This is a genomic window from Maribacter corallii (genome assembly GCF_047345415.1).
In the GTDB taxonomy this organism is placed as follows: Bacteria; Bacteroidota; Bacteroidia; order Flavobacteriales; family Flavobacteriaceae; genus Maribacter_C.
In genome coordinates this window covers 209,201-228,268 of the sequence record NZ_JBLFEP010000007.1, presented here as the reverse complement: position 1 = coordinate 228,268, position 19,068 = coordinate 209,201, and the positions used below count along the sequence as shown (strand labels likewise).

19 protein-coding genes are annotated in these 19,068 nt (G+C 42.2%); 13 read left to right on the top strand and 6 right to left on the bottom strand.

Annotated features, from left to right (window positions below):
• Positions 1 to 31: 31 nt before the first annotated feature.
• The 5 genes from ACKWCA_RS22900 (at position 32) to ACKWCA_RS22880 (ending at position 4,815) form a co-directional block, all read left to right on the top strand.
• Positions 32 to 742 (top strand): Type 1 glutamine amidotransferase-like domain-containing protein, encoded by a 711-nt coding sequence (locus ACKWCA_RS22900; RefSeq protein ID WP_413980578.1) that lies wholly within the window; start codon positions 32 to 34, stop codon positions 740 to 742.
• Positions 743 to 891: 149 nt separating this feature from the next.
• A complete protein-coding gene (locus tag ACKWCA_RS22895; protein WP_413980577.1) occupies positions 892 to 2,355 on the top strand; it encodes a phospholipase D-like domain-containing protein in 1,464 nt (487 codons plus the stop codon).
• 46 nt (positions 2,356 to 2,401) lie between these two features.
• Positions 2,402 to 2,860, top strand: a complete 459-nt coding sequence (locus ACKWCA_RS22890) for an SRPBCC family protein (RefSeq protein WP_413980576.1) — start codon at positions 2,402 to 2,404, stop codon at positions 2,858 to 2,860.
• 35 nt (positions 2,861 to 2,895) lie between these two features.
• Positions 2,896 to 4,251, top strand: coding sequence for an aminopeptidase P N-terminal domain-containing protein (locus ACKWCA_RS22885; protein WP_413980575.1), 1,356 nt, complete (start codon positions 2,896 to 2,898; stop codon positions 4,249 to 4,251).
• A 21-nt stretch (positions 4,252 to 4,272) separates the two neighbouring features.
• On the top strand, positions 4,273 to 4,815 hold the full coding sequence (locus ACKWCA_RS22880; RefSeq protein WP_413980574.1) for a DUF4287 domain-containing protein: 543 nt from the start codon (positions 4,273 to 4,275) through the stop codon (positions 4,813 to 4,815).
• An 11-nt stretch (positions 4,816 to 4,826) separates the two neighbouring features.
• Here ACKWCA_RS22880 and ACKWCA_RS22875 read toward each other — a convergent pair whose 3' ends face one another.
• Both ACKWCA_RS22875 and ACKWCA_RS22870 read right to left on the bottom strand, forming a co-directional pair.
• The gene (locus ACKWCA_RS22875; RefSeq protein WP_413980664.1) at positions 4,827 to 7,322 is read right to left on the bottom strand and encodes an ABC transporter permease; all 2,496 of its coding nucleotides are present in this window, start codon (positions 7,320 to 7,322) and stop codon (positions 4,827 to 4,829) included.
• 47 nt (positions 7,323 to 7,369) lie between these two features.
• Positions 7,370 to 8,059, bottom strand: a complete 690-nt coding sequence (locus tag ACKWCA_RS22870) for an ABC transporter ATP-binding protein (RefSeq protein ID WP_413980573.1) — start codon at positions 8,057 to 8,059, stop codon at positions 7,370 to 7,372.
• Positions 8,060 to 8,124: 65 nt separating this feature from the next.
• Between ACKWCA_RS22870 and ACKWCA_RS22865 the strand changes: the two genes are divergently transcribed.
• Complete coding sequence (locus tag ACKWCA_RS22865) at positions 8,125 to 8,811, top strand: arylesterase (protein WP_413980572.1); 687 nt, start codon at positions 8,125 to 8,127, stop codon at positions 8,809 to 8,811.
• Positions 8,812 to 8,982: 171 nt separating this feature from the next.
• On the opposite strand, the gene ACKWCA_RS22860 is transcribed toward ACKWCA_RS22865, so the two are convergent.
• Positions 8,983 to 9,504 carry a peptidoglycan DD-metalloendopeptidase family protein gene (locus ACKWCA_RS22860; protein WP_413980571.1) on the bottom strand — a complete coding sequence of 174 codons (522 nt, stop codon included), beginning with the start codon at positions 9,502 to 9,504 and terminating at the stop codon, positions 8,983 to 8,985.
• A 424-nt stretch (positions 9,505 to 9,928) separates the two neighbouring features.
• Here ACKWCA_RS22860 and ACKWCA_RS22855 point away from each other — a divergent pair, with 424 nt between their 5' ends.
• From ACKWCA_RS22855 to ACKWCA_RS22840, 4 genes are all read left to right on the top strand, one after another.
• A complete protein-coding gene (locus ACKWCA_RS22855) occupies positions 9,929 to 10,870 on the top strand; it encodes a malectin domain-containing carbohydrate-binding protein (protein WP_413980570.1) in 942 nt (313 codons plus the stop codon).
• A 65-nt stretch (positions 10,871 to 10,935) separates the two neighbouring features.
• Positions 10,936 to 11,625, top strand: a complete 690-nt coding sequence (msrA, locus tag ACKWCA_RS22850; RefSeq protein ID WP_413980569.1) for a peptide-methionine (S)-S-oxide reductase MsrA — start codon at positions 10,936 to 10,938, stop codon at positions 11,623 to 11,625.
• Positions 11,626 to 11,725: 100 nt separating this feature from the next.
• Entirely contained in the window at positions 11,726 to 13,054 is a 1,329-nt protein-coding gene (locus ACKWCA_RS22845; RefSeq protein ID WP_413980568.1) for a Gfo/Idh/MocA family oxidoreductase, read from the top strand.
• 113 nt (positions 13,055 to 13,167) lie between these two features.
• Positions 13,168 to 13,908 carry a sugar-binding protein gene (locus tag ACKWCA_RS22840; protein ID WP_413980567.1) on the top strand — a complete coding sequence of 247 codons (741 nt, stop codon included), beginning with the start codon at positions 13,168 to 13,170 and terminating at the stop codon, positions 13,906 to 13,908.
• Here the strand turns inward: ACKWCA_RS22840 and ACKWCA_RS22835 are convergent, their stop codons facing one another.
• Genes ACKWCA_RS22835 through ACKWCA_RS22825 form a run of 3 tightly spaced genes read right to left on the bottom strand, consistent with a single transcriptional unit; the run spans position 13,909 to position 16,406 of the window.
• Positions 13,909 to 15,324 carry a hypothetical protein gene (locus tag ACKWCA_RS22835; protein WP_413980566.1) on the bottom strand — a complete coding sequence of 472 codons (1,416 nt, stop codon included), beginning with the start codon at positions 15,322 to 15,324 and terminating at the stop codon, positions 13,909 to 13,911.
• Positions 15,296 to 15,880: a hypothetical protein gene (locus ACKWCA_RS22830; RefSeq protein ID WP_413980565.1), complete on the bottom strand. Its 585-nt coding sequence runs from the start codon at positions 15,878 to 15,880 to the stop codon at positions 15,296 to 15,298. Before ACKWCA_RS22830 ends, ACKWCA_RS22835 begins: the two co-directional genes overlap by 29 nt.
• A complete protein-coding gene (locus tag ACKWCA_RS22825) occupies positions 15,864 to 16,406 on the bottom strand; it encodes an RNA polymerase sigma factor (RefSeq protein WP_413980564.1) in 543 nt (180 codons plus the stop codon). The genes ACKWCA_RS22830 and ACKWCA_RS22825 overlap by 17 nt, the downstream gene beginning before the upstream one ends.
• 107 nt (positions 16,407 to 16,513) lie before the next feature.
• On the opposite strand from ACKWCA_RS22825, the gene ACKWCA_RS22820 reads away from it, so the two are divergent.
• The 3 genes from ACKWCA_RS22820 (at position 16,514) to meaB (ending at position 19,066) form a co-directional block, all read left to right on the top strand.
• Entirely contained in the window at positions 16,514 to 17,419 is a 906-nt protein-coding gene (locus tag ACKWCA_RS22820; protein WP_413980563.1) for an aldose epimerase family protein, read from the top strand.
• Between the two features lie 70 nt (positions 17,420 to 17,489).
• A complete protein-coding gene (locus tag ACKWCA_RS22815; protein WP_413980562.1) occupies positions 17,490 to 18,059 on the top strand; it encodes a DUF2911 domain-containing protein in 570 nt (189 codons plus the stop codon).
• Positions 18,060 to 18,061: 2 nt separating this feature from the next.
• Positions 18,062 to 19,066 (top strand): methylmalonyl Co-A mutase-associated GTPase MeaB, encoded by a 1,005-nt coding sequence (gene meaB / locus ACKWCA_RS22810; RefSeq protein WP_413980561.1) that lies wholly within the window; start codon positions 18,062 to 18,064, stop codon positions 19,064 to 19,066.
• Positions 19,067 to 19,068 lie beyond the last annotated feature (2 nt).

Below are 19,068 nucleotides of genomic sequence, written 5' to 3'. Positions count from 1 at the left end.
TTAGTTGACCCAAGTTTTCTATCTTTAGACCATGGCGAAAAAAACAAAACAGGTATTTGCTTACGGTAGTGGAAGATTGACGAAGGAGTTTCTAACCTATACCAAAAAACTCACAGGTAAAATCAAACCGAAAATGTGCTTTTTGCCCACAGCATCAGGAGATGACCAAGGGTACATAGAGCAATGGAACCAAATTTGCCAAGAATTGCATGTTGAGCCGTCTGTGTTAAAGGTCTGGATAAACTCCAACGAACAAAAACGCTCTTGGGAAGAAGTGATCCTCCCAATGGATGCCATAGTAGTGGGCGGAGGAAACACACTAAATATGCTTGCCATCTGGAAAGCTCAGGGCATCACCGAACTACTGCACAAAGCATATGAAAATGGTACGGTAATGTCCGGTGGTAGCGCCGGTTCTCTATGTTGGTTCAATGCGGGTACGACGGATTCAAGACCACAAGAATATTCCATTGTGGAATGCCTTGGTTTTTTAAAGTACAGCCATTGCCCTCATTATCATTCCGAAGCGTCTAGAATTCCGCTCTATCACGAAAATATAGGAAGCGGTAAGCTTACCGAGGGATATGCGTGCGATGATAGATCAGGAGTGCACTTCATGAACGGAAAATGTGTTGGAGCCGTATCTTTGGATACGACCAGCCATTCCTACTTTGTAGGCCTAAAAGAAGGGAAGGTCGTGGAAGAACAGTTGCAAGTTGAACTATTGCCGCCCATTGAATAATAGGTCTTATAAGCCCTATTCGAGTAGCACCTTAACATAAAACCAGACTACCACCGTTATATACATCAACTCAAGATGTCATGCCGCTACGTACTATTTTTCTTTTCCTTTTGATTTTCATATTTTCCTGCAAAGAAAAAAAGCAACCTATGGTCGAAAACAAGACCGATTTCTGCGCCTCGGTAAAGCGAAATCAGCACGTGAGCTTATCCGAAGAATTGGGTGATCTTAGAGAACGTATGAAAACCAAAACAGGGGTATACGTGCTTGAAGATGGAGGAGGCGCTATGATTACCCGGGCGTGGCTAAGTGAATATGCCGAAAAAAGTATCGATATTCAATACTTCATTTTTTCAACCGATAATGTCGGACTTATCGCAATTGATTATCTGGTGCGTGCTGCAGATCGTGGAGTAAGGGTGCGACTACTGGTAGATGACCTCATGGTAGATGCCGATGTCAAGGATATTCTCACTTTGGATTCCCATCAAAATATTGAGGTTCGCGTGTACAATCCAGGGGTCAATCTTGGGAAGAATATTGTTCAGAAGGTGAAAAAATTCGCAACTGATTTCCGGGCCGCCAATCAACGGATGCATAATAAAACCTTCATTGTTGACGACCAAGTCGTGATTACCGGTGGTCGTAATATCGCCAACGAATATTTTGATTATGACCATGAGTACAACTTTAGGGATAGGGATATTCTTCTAATCGGTAAGGAAACCAGTTCGGTCAGCTCTTCGTTTTCCCAGTATTGGAATAGTACGCTTAGCACGCCCATTTTAGATATGGTCGACGAAAAACCCAAAAATTCCGAGGACGAAAATCGTTTTGACCGATTGCATGAATACGCTTGTAACCCGGATAATTTTTGGCCACAGGTTCGAAAAAAAATCGAACGTTTACCAGAAGTCTTCCCCAGTATCAAAACCTCCGATCAATTCGTTTGGGTAGACAAGGTAGAATTCATCTCCGATGATCCTGGTAAAAATGATGGCAATAGTGGTCTAGGAGGCGGTGGGAAATCGACACAAAATTTGATTCGATTGATCAAGCAGGCCAAAAAGAGTATTGATATCCAAAGTCCCTATCTGATTACCACCGAACTAGGCCAACAACTATTCAAGGAAGCTGCTGATCGTGGGGTCGACATACGCATCTTGACCAACAGCTTGGCGTCAACGGATAATCTGGAGGCCTTTGCTGGATACCAGAGGGAACGTGAAGCGCTACTTCAAACGGGTGTGCGGATATTTGAGTTCAGGCCTGATGCCCAAGAACGAATGAAAATCATGACCGGAGAATTACAGGAGGCCATCGACTACGCACCCATTTTTGGATTACATGCCAAATCAATGATCATTGATGATACGATTACCGTAATCGGCACTTTTAATCTAGACCCGCGCAGTGCTAATCTCAATACCGAATGTATTACTATAGTTTACTCGGATCAAGTTGCCAAAAACGTCAAGATAGGCTTCGAAGAAGAGTTCAAACCTGAAAACGCTTGGGAAACCACATTGGAATTCAATCCCGATAGCGAGGTCGATACTTTCAAAAGGGTAAAAACCTGGACTAGAAAGGTACTTCCTAAAAACATTTTGTAATTTCTTCAAAATCAATTCCCTATCTTAGAGGAGATTCGATTGTAAAATGTCTAAAGAACCGCTGTACTGTGCAAAAGCAGCAATGCTCATCAAGAGACCCGTTTCAGAGGTCTTCGACGCTTTTATCGACCCGGTAATCACTACCAAGGTTTGGTTTACCAAGAGTTCTGGGAAACTACAAATGGGCGAAACGATTTCTTGGACCTGGGAAATGTTCGATCATACTGTTGAAATCCTAGTTAAGTCTATCGTGCCCAATGAAAGAATTCAAATTCAATGGGGCGAAAACAAGAACGCTCTGGTTAGTTGGGATTTTAAAGAAATCGATGAAAACCGAACTTTCGTTACTATCACGAATTCAGGTTTTATCGGGATTTCCGAAGAAGTGATTGTGCAGATTCGCGATGCAACGGAGGGATTTGCTTTGGTTTTGGCCAATCTAAAGGCCTATCTAGAACATAATATTGAACTCAATCTAATAAGCGATCGCTATCCAAATACCTAAAAGTGGTATTTTGCGAGGGAACAAAACCCACTACAATGAAGTCTCTATTTTGTCTTGTGCTTTTTATACTTGGCACTCCAGTTAACACTACGGCCCAAACCCCGAAACAACATTATTTTGATTGGACCGAAATGCCCTTTACAAAGGAAGAACTAGCACAGCGCAGAACCAACTTGATTCACGAATTGGTCAAAAACGAAAAAACCGGAGTGGTTCTTATACCCGCTCGAGATGGTTTCTCTTATGGCGAAACCTTTAGACAGCTGGATGATTTTTACTATTTCACGGGCCTGGAATTGCCCAATAGTCTTTTAGTCATCAACCTTACGAACAAGAATGCTTCGATATACACCCCGAAAGACGATCTCCGTTTTTCCAGGCCTTCAAGACCCAACGACTTTCCTGGCAGGCCATTATTGAAAGATAAGGAAATCACTCATCGATCCGGACTTGAGCTAAAAAACATCACTGACTTTTCTTCCTTCATGGACGAACAAGCACAGAAAAAAGCGACCGTCTTTTTGAACAGTGGGCAATCCGGTGATTTCACTTTCGCTTCCGGAGATTACATTGACAGCCCCTCTCCTACCCAACTGCTTGGACGCGCTTTAAAGGAAAAGAACAATGTTCTAACATTCGAGAATAGTTATCAAGCCATCGCAAAGTTGAGAATGGTAAAATCGGCTGCTGAAATAGAATTGTTGCGCAAAGCGACGGAGATTAACATAAAAGGAATTCGTACGGCCGCAAAAAGTGTACAACCTGGTATTGACGAACGTTACCTCGAAGGCATACTTGAAGGTAATTACAAAGTCAATGGGGCACAACGACTTGCTTTTGGTTCGATCATCAAATCGGGGCCCAACTCCCTTTGGCCCTGGCGCATTTTGGCGACCCACTACGATCGTCGTAACCGTAGTATGGAAAATGGAGACTTGGTCATCTTCGATGTAGGGTGCGAATATGGCCATTATGTCAGCGATGTAGGCCGTACCTTCCCTGTCTCCGGGCGGTTTTCAGAAGAGCAAAAAGCTATTTTGAACATGGAAGTGGGAATAGCAGATGCCATTATCGATTTCATAAAGCCCGGAATTCGTTTTGCCGATATTCGTGATTTGACGGACCGTATCATTCCTAAAGACGCCAAAAAATATATGCAGGTAGGACTGTTCTTTGGGCATCACTTAGGACTCTCTACCGGAGATCCCTATTTGCCGGATGCCCCATTGCAAGCTGGAATGGTTTTTACAGTCGAACCTTGGTACTACAATCATGATAAGGGACTATCGGTATTTACTGAAGACGTCATATTAGTGACCGATAACGGTTGTGAGGTCTTGAGCAAGGGCCTGCCACGGACTCCTGATGATTTGGAAAGCATAATGAAATAAGAATCATAAATTGAAACAACAATGGAGAAAGCATTGCAAACAATGATCGCCAACATGCCTGAAAAAACAGGCAAGTCCTTGGAAGAATGGAAAAAGATTCTAAAAGGAAAATCCTTTGAAAAACACGGGGAAGCTATGAAGTTTCTAAAAGGGGAACATGGGGTCACCCATGGATTTGCCAATACAATTATCTTGCTCTCCAAAGAATCGCATACCTCACCAGAAGATTTAGTTAATGCCCAGTACAAAGGCAAAGAGAACCTCATTCCCATTTATCACCGGCTGATAGAAGTCGTACGAAGTCTCGGCCCCGATGTCATTCAGACTCCTAAGAAAACATCCGTAAGTATCATTCGAAAAAAACAGTTCGCCTTGATCAAGCCCGCCACCAAAACAAGAATAGATTTAGGTCTAAAACTAAGGGATAGACCAGTAACCGATCGATTGGGAAACTCAGGCCCTTTTGGTACCATGTGTACGCATCGCGTACAATTAACCACTACCGCTGAAGTGGACGATCAATTGATCGAATGGCTTAAAGAGGCTTACGAACAAGCGGAATAAAGGGAAACGAATCAATTCTCTTTTCGAAGAACCTCGAGGGGCGTACTACGTAGTACACTCCTACTATTACCCAAGCCGATCAAAACAACAAGCGAAGTAATCGCCGGAAGCAAGATCGCAAAAGGTACCCAAGAAGGCACAAAAGCGAGGTCGAAAACCAAATTCGCCAATAATTGGCTGCCGATTACCGAAAGTAGAATTCCGATACCACAGCCGAGAATCCCTAAATAAAAATATTCCAACGCGGTGATCTTTAGAATCTGATTGCCTTTGGCGCCCAAAGTCCGAAGTAATACACTTTCCCTGATGCGTTGGTATTTACTGGTACGTACAGATCCTATAAGCACAATAATACCCGTAAGAATACTGAAAAAGGCCATAAAATTAATGACCCAAGATATTTTGTCCAGAATTCCCTGAATGACCTCCAGAATCTGACGTAGGTCAAGAACGGATACATTGGGGAATGACTTCACCAACTCGCGTTGCAACTGGGCCGATGTTTTTGAATCTGGGGAATTCGTCGAAAGCACATGAAACTGCGGGGCATTCTCAAGAACTCCCGGAGGAAAAATGATATTGAAATTCATTCGCATTTGGCCCCAATCGATTTGTCGAATACTACCGACCACCGTTTTCATTAAAACGCCTTGAACATTGAAGGCCATAGTATCTCCGACCACCACCTCTGCATCGCGGGCGACGTTGTCCGATAAGGAAATCGGAATTAGCCCTTCATTTGGCCGTATCTTGGCAAAAGTACCCGACGTAAGTTTCTCCGAGGGCATCATGGAATCACGGTACGTAACACGAAACTCATGGTTCAAAATCCAGTCTTGAATAGTACTGGTCGTATCATTTCTAATGGTATTGGTAGAAATGCCGTTGATATTCGCCACGCGCATGGTGATAATCGGCGTGTTGTCCAATACTTTCAGCCCTTTCGGTTCAATGGTCTGTATCACCCCAGCCTTTTGGTCGGTCTGTACATCCAACAATATGATATTCGGGTTGTTTGGGCTGTTCTCTAGACTGGCCTTGGCCAATAACATATCTTTGGTAAAGTATAGTGTACTTATTAGAAAAGACCCCACCCCGATAGCCAATACCAACACCGCGGTTTGGTTGTTGGGCCTAAAAAGATTACGCAGACTTTGGCGCGCAATAAACCCCCACGAAGTAGGGAAAAACCTTTTGATACCTTTCATAAAGAGATTGGCAAGGCCCGCCAAAATAGCGAACGTGACAAAAATACCGAGCACAAATGCGATTGCAAAACGCCAGTCCCCTAAAAGCCATAGGGAAAATAAGAAGACGAACACCAAGATGACCAGCAAAATCAAAATAGTGGTTTTACGAGGAGCAGAAGCTTCTTCCTGAACCCGAAGCACTTCTAAAGGAGAAACAAACCAAGTACCCATCAAAGGTATCATAGCAAATAAAACGGACATTGATACCCCTAAAAACAACCCGGTCAAAATGGGTTTCAAGGTAATGGATAGTTCGATACTAAAAGGTAGAAAATCTTGCAAAAGAATCGGGAAAGACTGTTGCAGGGCCAATCCGGCAGCCGTCCCTAAAAGTCCACCTATGCCTCCCATTCCGGCAATCTGCACGAGGTATATGAGAAAGGCCTGTCTTCGTGTAGCGCCCAAACATTTTAAGACTGCCACTGTCTTAAGCTTTTCTTTCATGTAAATATGGACCGAGCTGGCGATACCCACACAACCTAACAAAAGCGCAATAAAGGCAACTAGGTTCAAGAATCTACCAAAATTGTCGTAGGTGCGCCCTAGGCGTTGACTCGTACTTAAATGGGTGTCCAAATCAGCATTCTCGGCATCTAGAATGGGGTCTAGTTCCCGGTCTAACTGATCGAGGTCCATCTCGGAAGAATTCACAAAATAATAATTGTAGTCGAGGCGACTGCCCAATTGCAACAGACCAGTACCTTCAACTTCAGTATAGGGGAGTAAAACAGTCGGTGCTACGGAGGTTGAAATTGCCGAACTACCTGGAATCGCTTTTAACACACCTTCAATGATGAAGGTACTTTCGCCTATCTTAATACTGTCTCCCGCCTTAAGCCCATATTGCATCATCAATGTGCCGTCTACCAGAGCACCCTTACTCACATGATATCGCTTAGCAGCGGATGGTGGTTCGGTCTCCAATGTTCCATAGAAGGGAAACTCTTGGGTAATGGCCCGGACACGCACTAATTTTGAGGCATCGGCTTTGGGAAATGCCGCCATAGAGGCGAAACTGACCTCTTGTGCATCCGACCCACCCAAAGAATCCATAATAGCTTGAACCTTTTCATTGGGCAATTGACTACTATCAATGATAAAATCCGCACCCATTAGCGATTTCGATTGCTGCGCGATATTCTCTTGTAAATTTTCACTAAAGGACTGTATGGAAACCACTGCGGCGATGCCCAAAATGATAGCGGCCATGAATAGTAAAAGGCGCTTGCTACTGGCTTTGCCATCACGCCAAGCCATCTTTAGAATCCAATCTGGTCCGGCCTTTGATTTTATGGGTAGATCACTCACGATACCAACGTAGTTTCGTTAGTCAAGACCTTGCCCCCTTTTAACCGAAGGATATGTTGGGTACGCTTTGCCAAATCCAAATCGTGCGTGACAATGACCAAGGTAGTTCCTGTATCTTTATTAAGTTCAAAAAGTAAGCGTATCACTTTTTCACCGGTCTCCTCATCAAGGTTTCCTGTGGGCTCATCAGCAAATAAGATCTTGGGGTGATTAGAAAAAGCCCTGGCTAAGGCTACACGTTGTTGTTCCCCTCCTGATAATTGCGATGGGTAATGTCCTATACGCTTTGAAAGCCCAACTTTCTCGAGCAATTCCATTGCTCTTTGTTTAGCACCCTCAGCACCTTGTAGCTCTAGGGGAACACTTACGTTTTCAAGAGCCGTCAAGGTCGGTAGCAACTGAAAATCTTGAAAAATAAATCCGATATTCTTATTGCGTAATAAGGCTCTTTGGTCCTCATTGAGGCTGTTCAGATCGGTACCACATAATTCTACTGTGCCCGAATCCGACCTGTCAAGACCCGCGCAAAGACCTAACAATGTGGTTTTACCGCTTCCCGAAGGGCCAACAATTGAAAAAGTGGCACCAGCATCAACAGCAAAGGAAATATCATCGAGAACCTTTAATTTTTTGGAACCGCTGATATAGGTCTTCTCTAGGTTGCGAACGTTTAATATCTTTGACATAACAATCGTTTTCGATAGCAATTTGCAAAGTAAGGAAATGATTCTAAACTATATCCCTTCCTAGTATGCGCAACCTCTTAAAGTTTAGTTATTTTTTTATACTGCTCATCGCCCTGTCCTGTAAGGATTCCAAAACTGCAACAAAAGCGACACAAAGTGAGACTGTAGTGGGCGATGACAACGAAGTGAAAAAAGAAACGGGTGCGAAAACAATTTTATTCTTCGGAAATAGCCTTACGGCGGGCTATGGTCTGGAGATAGAAGAGTCATTCCCATCATTGATCCAAGAGCGACTTGATTCCCTGAACTTGAATTATGAAGTAATCAATGCGGGTTTAAGTGGTGAAACAACGGCTGGGGGAAAGAATCGTTTGGAATGGGTACTGAATCAGAAAGTGGATGTTTTTGTTTTGGAGCTCGGAGCCAATGATGGTCTGCGCGGGGTGCCGCTCTCAGAGACCAAAGCAAATTTACAGATGATCATCGATATGGTTTGGGATAAAAACAAGGATACAAAAATCGTACTGGCAGGAATGATGATTCCTCCGAACATGGGCCAGGACTATACGACCGAGTTTCGAACCATTTTCCCGGAATTGGCGCAGCAAAATGAAATACAATTGATCCCGTTTCTACTTGATGGCGTTGCCGGCATTCCCGAATTAAACCTTGAGGACGGCATACACCCCACTGCGAAAGGTCAAAAAATAGTCGCGAATAACGTTTGGAAAGCTTTAGAACCACTACTCTAGCGGTTTCATGGCAAATACCCACCCCTTGTAATGGGTTTTCATGAAATAATACCTAATAGATTATACACGATGAAGACTGATTTTATGGGAGTAAATAATGAAAATCGGCGGCAATTGGGATAACTTCCTTAATCCTAGGCATGTTCTATTCCATAGCGAATATCCATTTATCTAGGGGGGACTTCTTTGAATTTGGAGCAAAAGATTAGGGTCGGGGCAATTTCGAGTGTAATGATCAAGTGAATCTTCAGAACAGACTCCAGGGTAGTCTCCCACTTGCCCTTCCATATTCTCAATAATCTGAAAGTGTAAATGCGGTGCATAGCCAACATTAATGTCGGGCGTACCGAGAGTTGCCAACGTGTCACCCTTCTTGAATGTCATACCCACGTAAAGGTGCTCAAGTGATGCCAAGGACAAATGCCCATACAGGGTATGAAAATATCGAGAGCCATACGAATGTTTGAGAATTATCGTCGGTCCGTAGTCACCAATGGCAGTATTGTTTCGAAAACTGTGGATCGTTCCCGCGAGGGGAGCGATGACATTCGTACCTGCCTTGGTCCAAAAGTCAATACCTAAATGAATATCCCTAACTTTCCCATTTGCAGTGAAGTTTGGTTTATCTTGGTAGATCTTTCTTTTTTCTAAATAGCCGCCAAAAGCAATTTTAGCCTTATTTTTTCTTAACACTGAGGTTACATATGATTGACATTGAGTAGGGTTTTGAATGTTATAGTTGTTTAATTCTATATTATCCTTCGATAAATCAATGGGACAATAAGAATTATTTGGAGTAAATAGGTGTGACAAAAACGTACTTTCTTCAAAAAATTCAAATAATGATTGCATAAAGTCAAAGAAATAGTAGTAAAAGTTAACAATTGAATTTTAGTCCAAAAAATATTTACTTTTTAATTTCTATCAATTGAATATCAACGATTTAAATATTGTATGTTTATATAAATCCATCTAACAAGCTATTCAATTCTATAAAAAAATAAATACCCGTTGGTCGAAAAATAGCCAATTTTCCTAGAAAAAAAGTACATAGTTTAATAGTTTTACATAAAAATGTAGGTAGAAAAAATAATAAAACCTCAAAAATTTGAAGCTCATGAAAGATTTTCCCCTAAGTAGGTTTATGCTTATTACGATTTCGCTCTCTTTGAGCCTTATTCCAATAGCTTGTGGTAGTGATGATGGTGATGATCCCGAACCTGTTGTTGTAGTAGAGGTACCAGAAGCTGACCCAACCAACGCAAATACTACCATTGAGGCTACGCCTACAGCTGTAGCCAATGGTACCGACGCATCTGCCATTACGGTAACTTTGGCTGATACCAAAGGCAACAGATTTACTACTAGTGGTGGCGCGGTAGTGCTATCCACTACAGGATTGGCAAACATTTCCGCAGTAACCGATAACAGTGATGGAACCTACTCGGCAACGATTACCAACACTGCAGTCGAGACGATTACCTTGTCGGGTACCCTTAGCGGTACGGCAATGACGGATACTGCTGAAGTGACTTTCGAACCTGAACTAATAGGTTCAAGCATCTTAAAAATCAATTGCGGAGGACCTGAAGTTACCATAGGTGACGAAACATTCTTAGAAGACCAATTTTTCTTTGGCCCTTCAAATTCCTTTAAAAATGAGGACTTAACGGAAATTGAAGGAACAAATTTGGATGAAATTTTCTATACGGAAAGAATAACTAAAATTGAAAGTCCGAACGACCCTTTTTCATATAATATTCCGGTTTCAAATGGTACTTATACGGTTGTATTACATTTCGCCGAAATTTTCTGGGGTATTGCTCCTGAGGGCATAAATGGAGGGACAGGTAGCAGGGTATTCAATGTAGAAATCGAAGGCACAACCGTATTTGAAAATATTGATTTATTTGAAGAATTAGGAGCGGCAAGGGCGACAGGAAAGTTTTTGGATGTAGAGGTTATGGACGGTGAGTTGACCATTGTTTTGCAATCTAGCGTGGATCGGCCAAAAATATCGGCAATTGAGGTCTTCGGTGATGGGGTAATCAATCCATAGACTTTAAGATTCTTTTAACCTAAGATGGGTAAGTAGTTGTTATTTTCTGCAACTAAAAAGAGAAAATGAAGATTTATAAAACTATCTTATTGACGGCGGCCGTTGTATTCACAACGGCCTGTCAGTCAAAAGTCAAAGAGCAAAAGACGGAGACTACCGTCAAGAAAGAGATGGCCGAAGCCGTCAAACCTACCCAAGAAGATTTAAGCAACTACGAAACAGCTTATTTTGCCAGCGGTTGTTTTTGGTGTGTTGAAGCTATCTTTGAAAGCGTAAAAGGGATACCAGAAGTTGTTTCTGGATATGCTGGGGGTACGGAAGATAATCCTACATATGAACAGGTAGGTCGTGGCTTAACAAGCCATGCTGAAGCTGTTAAGGTATACTACGATCCTGAAGTCATATCCTTTACTGCACTGGTTCAGGTATTTTTCGGTTCTCATGACCCGACCACACTAAATAGACAAGGGCCAGATCGTGGACCTCAGTATCGCTCTGTGGCTTTTTACAAGAACGAGGAGGAGAAAAAGATTATCGAAGGCTACATTCAGGCGTTGAAAGATCAAAATGTTTATGACGGTGACCCTATAACAACGCAGGTGGTTCCATTTACCAAATTCTATGATGCGGAGGATTACCACCAAGATTATGAAAAAAAGCATCCTAACAACTCGTACATTACGAATGTCTCCATTCCTCGGTTGAACCGTTTCAAGAAAAATTTTGGGGAATACCTGAAAGAAAAAATACATTAATCGAAGGTTCGTTTATTCGGATATTATCACAAAACGGCCCAAAAGGGTCGTTTTTTTATTTGTAAATTAGGGGCATTGCAATATCTAGAACTCTCAGATTATGACCACCAGAAGAAATTTCATAAAAAAAACAACAGCAGGAACCGCGGCGATGACCCTAGGAGGAATCGTATTGCCCACATCTTCATACGCCACTATCTTGGGTGCGAATGATCAAATCAACTGTGCGGTAATCGGTATTCGAAGTCGTGGAAAGGCACATGTGAAGGCTATACATTCTGACGCCAATGCGAAAATCCTATATAGCTGCGATGTGGACGATGTCATATTGGAAGAGCACAACGCTTGGTGTCAAAAAAATATCGGTTATGTGCCCAAAGTAGAAAAAGACTTCAGAAAGGTATTGGAAGATAAGAATGTTGATGCCGTTTTCATTGCTACACCCGAGCACTGGCATGCTCCAATGGCCATCATGGCAATGCAGGCGGGCAAACACGTTTATATCGAAAAGCCCTGTAGCCATAATCCACATGAAAATGTGTTGCTTGTTGAAGCCCAAAAGAAGTATGGAAAAAAGGTACAAATGGGCAATCAACAACGTTCGGCCGTTACCTCTATAAAAGCTATCGAAGATATCAGAAACGGTATTATAGGTAACGTATACAAAGGGGAAGCCTATTATTCTAATAATAGAGGTTCGATTGGGAAGGGAAAGGAAATAGCCGTACCGAAAACCTTAGATTGGGAGTTGTGGCAAGGCCCGGCAGTGAGAGAGGCCTATCGTGATAATATTCACCCCTATAACTGGCACTGGTTCCGCAATTGGGGAACCGGTGAAATGCATAATAACGGAACCCATGAAGTAGATATCTGTCGATGGGCCCTAGGGGTAGACCTACCGGAAAGCGTAACCTCTTTCGGGGGCAAATACGCTTACGATGATGACTGGGAGTTCGTAGATAATCAACAGGTAACTTTTAAGTTTTCCGATAATAAGTTTATCACTTGGACCGGTCATAGCAGAGGCCTGATCAAACCTGAGCAACCCGGAAGGGGCATAACCATTTATGGAAGCAAGGGTACCATCATGCTCAGTAGAAACTTTTACAAGCTTTTTGACCTAGGTGGGGAATTGATCAAAGAGGAAAAAGAAAGTTCGGCGAGCGCTACAACCAATACTAGAGGTGAAGGCGGCTTGGATGTAAACCATGTAGGTAACTTTTTCGATGCCATTCGAAAAGATACTACGCTACAAGCGGAAATCAAAGATGCAAGTATTTCCACCATGTTATGTCATCTGGGAAATATGGCCCAAGATGCCGGTGAGACCATAAAAATCGATCCCGCAACAGGTAAAGTCCTCAATAATGAGAAAGTAATGCGAAATTGGAAGCGCGAATATGCCCAAGGATGGGAACCCAAATTATAAATGACCATTTTGTTTGCCAAAAAAATGGTATTCATCGAATACCGGGGCTGATAGCATCCTAAAAGTGTAGGAATTTACTATCTTTAAGTGGAGATTCCCCAAAATCTTTACTTATGATGAAAGCGCTACTATACCTATTTTTAGTTTTAGGCCTACTCTCTTGTTCCTTACAGAAAAACACAAAGGAAGACCACCAAATAATCGAGGTAATCAAAACCGACGAAAGCCCGACTATTGATGGACGTGGAATGGAAAATTCATGGAACCGAACAGAATGGTTGTTGTTGGACCAAAACTGGGTAGGCGGTTCGTATGAACATGACGACTTTAATGGGCGCTACAAACTGCTCTGGGATAAAGAAGCCCTTTACATACTTTTAGAAGTGGTAGATGATACGCTGTATGATTCGCATGAAGATCCTTTCAAATTATGGTGGAACGACGATAGCCTTCAACTCTTTATTGATGAGGATAACTCAGGAGGGTTGCATCAATATGACCACAATGCATTTGCGTATAGTATTGCATTAGATGGTAATGTAGTCGATTTTGATTTGGGCAAGGAACCTCAACTCTATAACGAACATGTCACTTCTTCTAAAATCACCAAAGACAAGCTTACGACATGGGAAATCAAGGTCAGGCTATATCAGATGGACTTCATTAAAGGAACGGAGGCCAAAAGTGTGGCACTTTCCAAAAACAAGAAAATTGGATTTGCCCTTGCCTATTGTGATAATGATGGGAGCACGGAGCGTGAAAACTTTATCGGTTCGGTCTTTGTGCCTGGAGAAGATAAAAATGTAGGTTGGATCAATGCGGATGTCTTTGGGACTTTGGTATTAAGGGAATAGTCAATGTAAATTCACTTCACTGTACTTCGAATTAATGACTATCGATTTTCCTCCTTTGGTACTCTTATGATAGCCTTTATATATCGTATTATTATGATTTTCTGTCCGCTCCAAGTTTATCGATGAAGGACTGTTAAAGGTGGAGGAGATTTCATTTACATAAATATCAAAAGCCACGCTCGGAACAGCAAAATCCAACTCGGCATTTTGCAAAGTAATGTCCAAATCGTTAAAATCATTGGTAATCGAATTTATTTTTAGTTTTCCAAAATCATTTTTGACAAACGCGTTCTTCACCAATTTATCGATAGTGACATTTGACGAGGTAGTGTTCAACTTAATTTCGATTACTTCTTTCAGGTCAACCCGCTCTGAATAATTAGCTTGCAAATTACCGAGATACCAATGATCGACACGCACTGGGGAGTAAGACGCCTTAATGGTCGTCTTATCTCCGTCAATACCGCTGGCCCACATGGTAGAGTGTGACAGATGGGCATCCATATGCCAAACATTGTCGGCCAGTTTCACTTCCCCATGTCTCACGTTCATTTTAATTTTCATACCCTTGGGCATTTTTATTTTGATTGTTTTTTTGAGCTTATAATTTTTGTTTTCACCATCTTCATCGGAAATAAAAAAATTCCGCTCTCTACGCACTCTATTCTTCATACTTTCTTCACGCATTCGCTGTGCTTCTTCTAATCGCTTCCCTCGTTCTTCGGCTATTTCTTGCCTTTGTTGCGCGCGCTCCTCTGCTCGCTCTTCTATCCGCTTCAAGTGTTCTTCCCGTCTTTTCAGACGTTCTCTCTGACGTTCCTCCAACCTTTTGCCCCAATCTTCCATTTTTTTCTGGTACTCTTCCCCAAAGCTTTCATCAAACTCCTCTTTCCATTTTTTCATGTATTCTTCTCCATTTTCACGAAACTCATGGTAGTCGAAATTGGGCATCAGACCATGTGGAAACTCCGGCAGCTCTGCTATTTCAGGTGAAGCAATGATATCAAATGCCATGTCGACACCCTCCATATAGGGTACCTCGGGCATTTCAAAATCGAAATTTATGATATCGGATATTCCATTTGAAGCGAACCATTTAGAACCGGCCTTTGTACTGATTTCCACTTTTTGGCTATTTCCTAGAATCTCGAAACGCTCTTTCTCAAAATAACGCTGGGCCTCTTCTGTACTGGCACCGTCTATTTCTATCATCGCGGTAACTGCAACCTCATCCTTGTCCCATGTTTCAAACTCAATATCAGCATGACTGGTATTTATAGACAATACAGCATCTTCTGATACGGTAAAGGTTTCGTTATAGGTTTTGGTCTCTTTTTGCCCTTGAGCCCATCCTATGCTGATGAGGCATAGAACAAAGGCTAGGGTCTTACATGATGTTCGTCTTGACTTGTTCATTTTTTGATGTTTTTAATTCGTTCAACTTCTTTTTTAATTTCTGTAATAACTGCAAGCGTAACTGTAAATTCTGAATGAGTGCTGAAATAGTCTGATCATTCGGACCGATTTCATTCAGCTCGTCATTCAAGTTGATGTACTCGGAATTCAGCATATCCAACTGCTTCATAAAACTATCGATGAGGGCCTTATTTTCATTGGAGATCTCAAGTTTCGAAAGTTCCAAATTGATATTGGCCACATAATACGTTTCCAATTTTTTCAAATCCGGTGATAGATCACCCAACGAAATACCTTTTTGTTCTTCTTCCTTGGTATCTTCCTTTACAAGCTGCGGTTCATCTGCTGTGTAATCTAAATTCAAATAGACCAAAACCCCCAATCCACATAAGAGCAGAAACGTTGCCGCTATTTTCAAAATACTGAAAGATGGCTTCTTCTCTTGAGGTAGTTGCTCTTCCAGGCGTGCTAAAAAACGCTCCTCGTGGCCCTGTTTCATCAAAGGTTTCTCCTTTTCACGCTGGGCTGCGAATAATTTTCTAAGATCCCGTGCCATATCCTTTTTCCTTTAAAAGTTCCTTTAATTGTGCTTTTCCTCTCAACAGTCGTGTTCGACAGGCTGAACCGGTAATGTTCAATACTTGTGAAATTTCATCGTGATCAAATCCCTCGACCAAGAACATCATGACCACATACTTATAGCGCTCTGACAATTGATCAATTGCGTCTTTTACTTCCTCCAAAGAAATGTGTTCTTCAATGGTCCAGTCATCGTCAACTTCCAAATGCATATAGCTTTCATCAAGTTGGATTATTTTCTGTCGCTTCGTTTTTAAAAAGTCGATACTCTTATTGATCACAATGCGTTTTAACCACGCCCCAAATGTGACATCGCCCTTAAATTGATGTATTTTTTGAAAAGCCTTGATGAACGACTCTTGTAAGACATCTTCAGCATCATCCGTATTCTTCAAAAAACGCATCGCCACACAAAACATACCATCACAATACTGTTTATAGAGCGCTAATTGCGCTTTTCGATCATTCGATTTGCATTGTTCTACGACATCAAGTTGAAACATTTGACGTTTGGGTTGTTGGTTGCTGTTGTTTCTGTTATTCTAAGGACGATGGAAATTTACCGATGTTGCAAAAAACGACTAATTTTATATCGAAATAAATCTTTCAAGTGAAGCAAGTTACCATCTCATCCCCTTTTATCACACTGATTGTTCTTGATTATGGGGCAGTTATTCAAAAGTTATTGGTAAAAGATAAAAATGGAAATTGGATCAATACCGTTGTCGGAAAGGAGTTTCCTAGTGATTATCCCTTTGACAATAAAGCCATGGGCGCCTCGATGGGCCGATATGCAGGGCGTATTTCCAACGGTGGCTTTGTTCTGGACCGAGAACACTATCCCTTATATGAACAAAAGGGAATTCATCTACATGGAGGTAAAAAAGGATTTCACAAACGGGATTGGACTATTGAGAAAGTGGATTATGGCGAAACGCCGTACGTTCGACTATCGTATATTAGCAACCATCTTGAGGAAGGCTATCCTGGAAATCTAAAAGCCACAGTGACCTATACACTAATTCATAATACTCTTCATATTGCCTATAAGGCCAAGACCGATCGTACAACAGTGGTCAATCTAACCAACCACTCCTATTTTCGACTTGATGACGAGAGCCGGATCGATGACTATAGATTACAATTGAGTAGTTCAAGAATGGTAGAGACCTTGGCCGATAAATTACCCACGGGTAACGTGGTATCCGTCGGTGAAACACCATTTGATTTTTTAAAGGAGCGAGAAATCGGGCGCGTCAGATTCAACACGCCGTTCGTTCTTGACCCTAAGACAAAATCCGCGGCAAAGCTCTCTTCCCGCAAATCGGGTATTTCCTTAAGCGTACGGACAGACCAACCTGCCATGGTGGTGTATACCCCTGACGAATTTCCGGCCATTTGTTTCGAAACGCAGAATTATCCCGACGCGCCAAACCATAGAAGTTTTCCAAGTAGTGTACTCCGACCAGGAGAGCTATATGAAAACAGTAGCGCATTTATATTCGATTTACTTTAAGAACACACGTTCTATTCGCAAATGGGTAAAGACATTTTACTAACTTAGTAAGGAACATTAAAATCATACCATGAAAATACCAAAGTGGTTAAAAATCGTTGGGCTCTTGATCATAGGGCTATGGCTATTGATGAAGTTTGTCGCATGGCCTTTGATGCAAAGGGAAACTAAAAAAATCAGTCCGGAAAAGACAACTACCTTTGTCAAGAATGGTTATGATCTCTCTTTGACCTATTCAAGTCCGTCAAAAAAAGGGCGTGTCATCTTTGGCGAACTCGTACCTTACGATACCATCTGGAGAACCGGGGCCAATGAACCTACCTCCTTCACCACAAAGACCGACATCAAGATCATGAATACGGAGCTTCCGGCAGGTTCTTATTCGTTATGGACCAAGCCAGGCCGTCAAAGTTGGACGGTAATCTTCAATGAAGAAATACCCGATTGGGGCGTTACCTTGATGAGTGGGGGAAAGGAAACCACCCGAAATCCGGAAAAGGACGTGCTACAAGTGGAAGTACTTCCAAAGACCTTGGCAAGTCCCCAAGAGAATTTTACAATTGTCTTTCAAGATACCGGTTTACTGCATCTCGCGCTTTCTTGGGATGAAACCATCATATTAGTACCAATCAGCAAATAGCTTTGGCCACCGAAAAAAACACTTCAGTCGCCATCGAACAATTGATCAAAGGCGTTCAGAAGGGAGATACAGCTTCCCTAGCTAGAGCCATTACCCTGGTGGAAAGTACACGTCAAGAAAGTGCCCAAAAAGCCGAAACCATTCTTGAAGAATGTCGAAAAACCACTTGCCAAAGTATTCGAATAGGTATTACAGGAGTACCAGGAGTCGGTAAAAGTACATTCATAGAGGCATTGGGCCTCTTGTTGACCACTTTCGACAAGAAGGTGGCAGTGCTTGCTATTGACCCGACCAGCAGTGAAACAAAAGGGAGTATTCTAGGAGATAAAACCCGAATGCCCGAATTGGTAAAAAACCCGAACGCGTTTATACGTCCTTCCCCGTCCAGCGAATCCTTAGGAGGGGTAAGTCGTAAAACACGCGAGAGTATCATCTTATGCGAAGCTGCGGGATATGAGGTCATACTCATAGAAACGGTCGGTGTGGGTCAAAGTGAGACCTTAGTACATAGTATGGTCGACTTTTTTCTACTATTGAAGTTACCCGGAGCGGGAGATGAGCTCCAGGGAATTAAAAGAGGTATTATTGAAATGGCCGATGCAATCGTGATAAACAAAGCGGATGGAGACAACCTCAAGGCAGCACGAATTGCGCAAACGGACTTCAATAAAGCACTTCATCTTTACCCGCCAAAAGCAAATGGATGGGTGCCCAAGGTACTTTCGTGCTCCGCATTAAAAAATGAGGGGATTGCTGAAGTTTGGGAACTTATAGCAACACACTATCAAGAAGGCAGTAAATCTGGAAGTTTGATCCACCGGAGAAAAGAGCAGAATAAATATTGGTTATTGCAAACTATCGAGGACCGATTGAAGTTTGATTTTTATGAGAACAATGGCGTTAAAAAGATGCTGCAGACACTTATGACCGACGTTTCCGAGAACAAGATTTCCCCCTTTGTAGCGGCCCAACAACTCTTATCCCTATATAAATCAGAATCGAATTAAAA

Bases quoted from the DNA above. Each gene is read 5' to 3' on its own strand.
- ACKWCA_RS22900 (WP_413980578.1), top strand. From the start codon at position 32: ATGGCGAAAAAAACAAAACAGGTATTTGCTTACGGTAGTGGAAGATTG.
- ACKWCA_RS22895 (WP_413980577.1), top strand. From the start codon at position 892: ATGGTCGAAAACAAGACCGATTTCTGCGCCTCGGTAAAGCGAAATCAG.
- ACKWCA_RS22890 (WP_413980576.1), top strand. From the start codon at position 2,402: ATGTCTAAAGAACCGCTGTACTGTGCAAAAGCAGCAATGCTCATCAAG.
- ACKWCA_RS22885 (WP_413980575.1), top strand. From the start codon at position 2,896: ATGAAGTCTCTATTTTGTCTTGTGCTTTTTATACTTGGCACTCCAGTT.
- ACKWCA_RS22880 (WP_413980574.1), top strand. From the start codon at position 4,273: ATGGAGAAAGCATTGCAAACAATGATCGCCAACATGCCTGAAAAAACA.
- ACKWCA_RS22875 (WP_413980664.1), bottom strand. From the start codon at position 7,322: ATGGCTTGGCGTGATGGCAAAGCCAGTAGCAAGCGCCTTTTACTATTC.
- ACKWCA_RS22870 (WP_413980573.1), bottom strand. From the start codon at position 8,059: ATGTCAAAGATATTAAACGTTCGCAACCTAGAGAAGACCTATATCAGC.
- ACKWCA_RS22865 (WP_413980572.1), top strand. From the start codon at position 8,125: ATGCGCAACCTCTTAAAGTTTAGTTATTTTTTTATACTGCTCATCGCC.
- ACKWCA_RS22855 (WP_413980570.1), top strand. From the start codon at position 9,929: ATGAAAGATTTTCCCCTAAGTAGGTTTATGCTTATTACGATTTCGCTC.
- msrA (WP_413980569.1), top strand. From the start codon at position 10,936: ATGAAGATTTATAAAACTATCTTATTGACGGCGGCCGTTGTATTCACA.
- ACKWCA_RS22845 (WP_413980568.1), top strand. From the start codon at position 11,726: ATGACCACCAGAAGAAATTTCATAAAAAAAACAACAGCAGGAACCGCG.
- ACKWCA_RS22840 (WP_413980567.1), top strand. From the start codon at position 13,168: ATGATGAAAGCGCTACTATACCTATTTTTAGTTTTAGGCCTACTCTCT.
- ACKWCA_RS22835 (WP_413980566.1), bottom strand. From the start codon at position 15,324: ATGAACAAGTCAAGACGAACATCATGTAAGACCCTAGCCTTTGTTCTA.
- ACKWCA_RS22830 (WP_413980565.1), bottom strand. From the start codon at position 15,880: ATGGCACGGGATCTTAGAAAATTATTCGCAGCCCAGCGTGAAAAGGAG.
- ACKWCA_RS22825 (WP_413980564.1), bottom strand. From the start codon at position 16,406: ATGTTTCAACTTGATGTCGTAGAACAATGCAAATCGAATGATCGAAAA.
- ACKWCA_RS22815 (WP_413980562.1), top strand. From the start codon at position 17,490: ATGAAAATACCAAAGTGGTTAAAAATCGTTGGGCTCTTGATCATAGGG.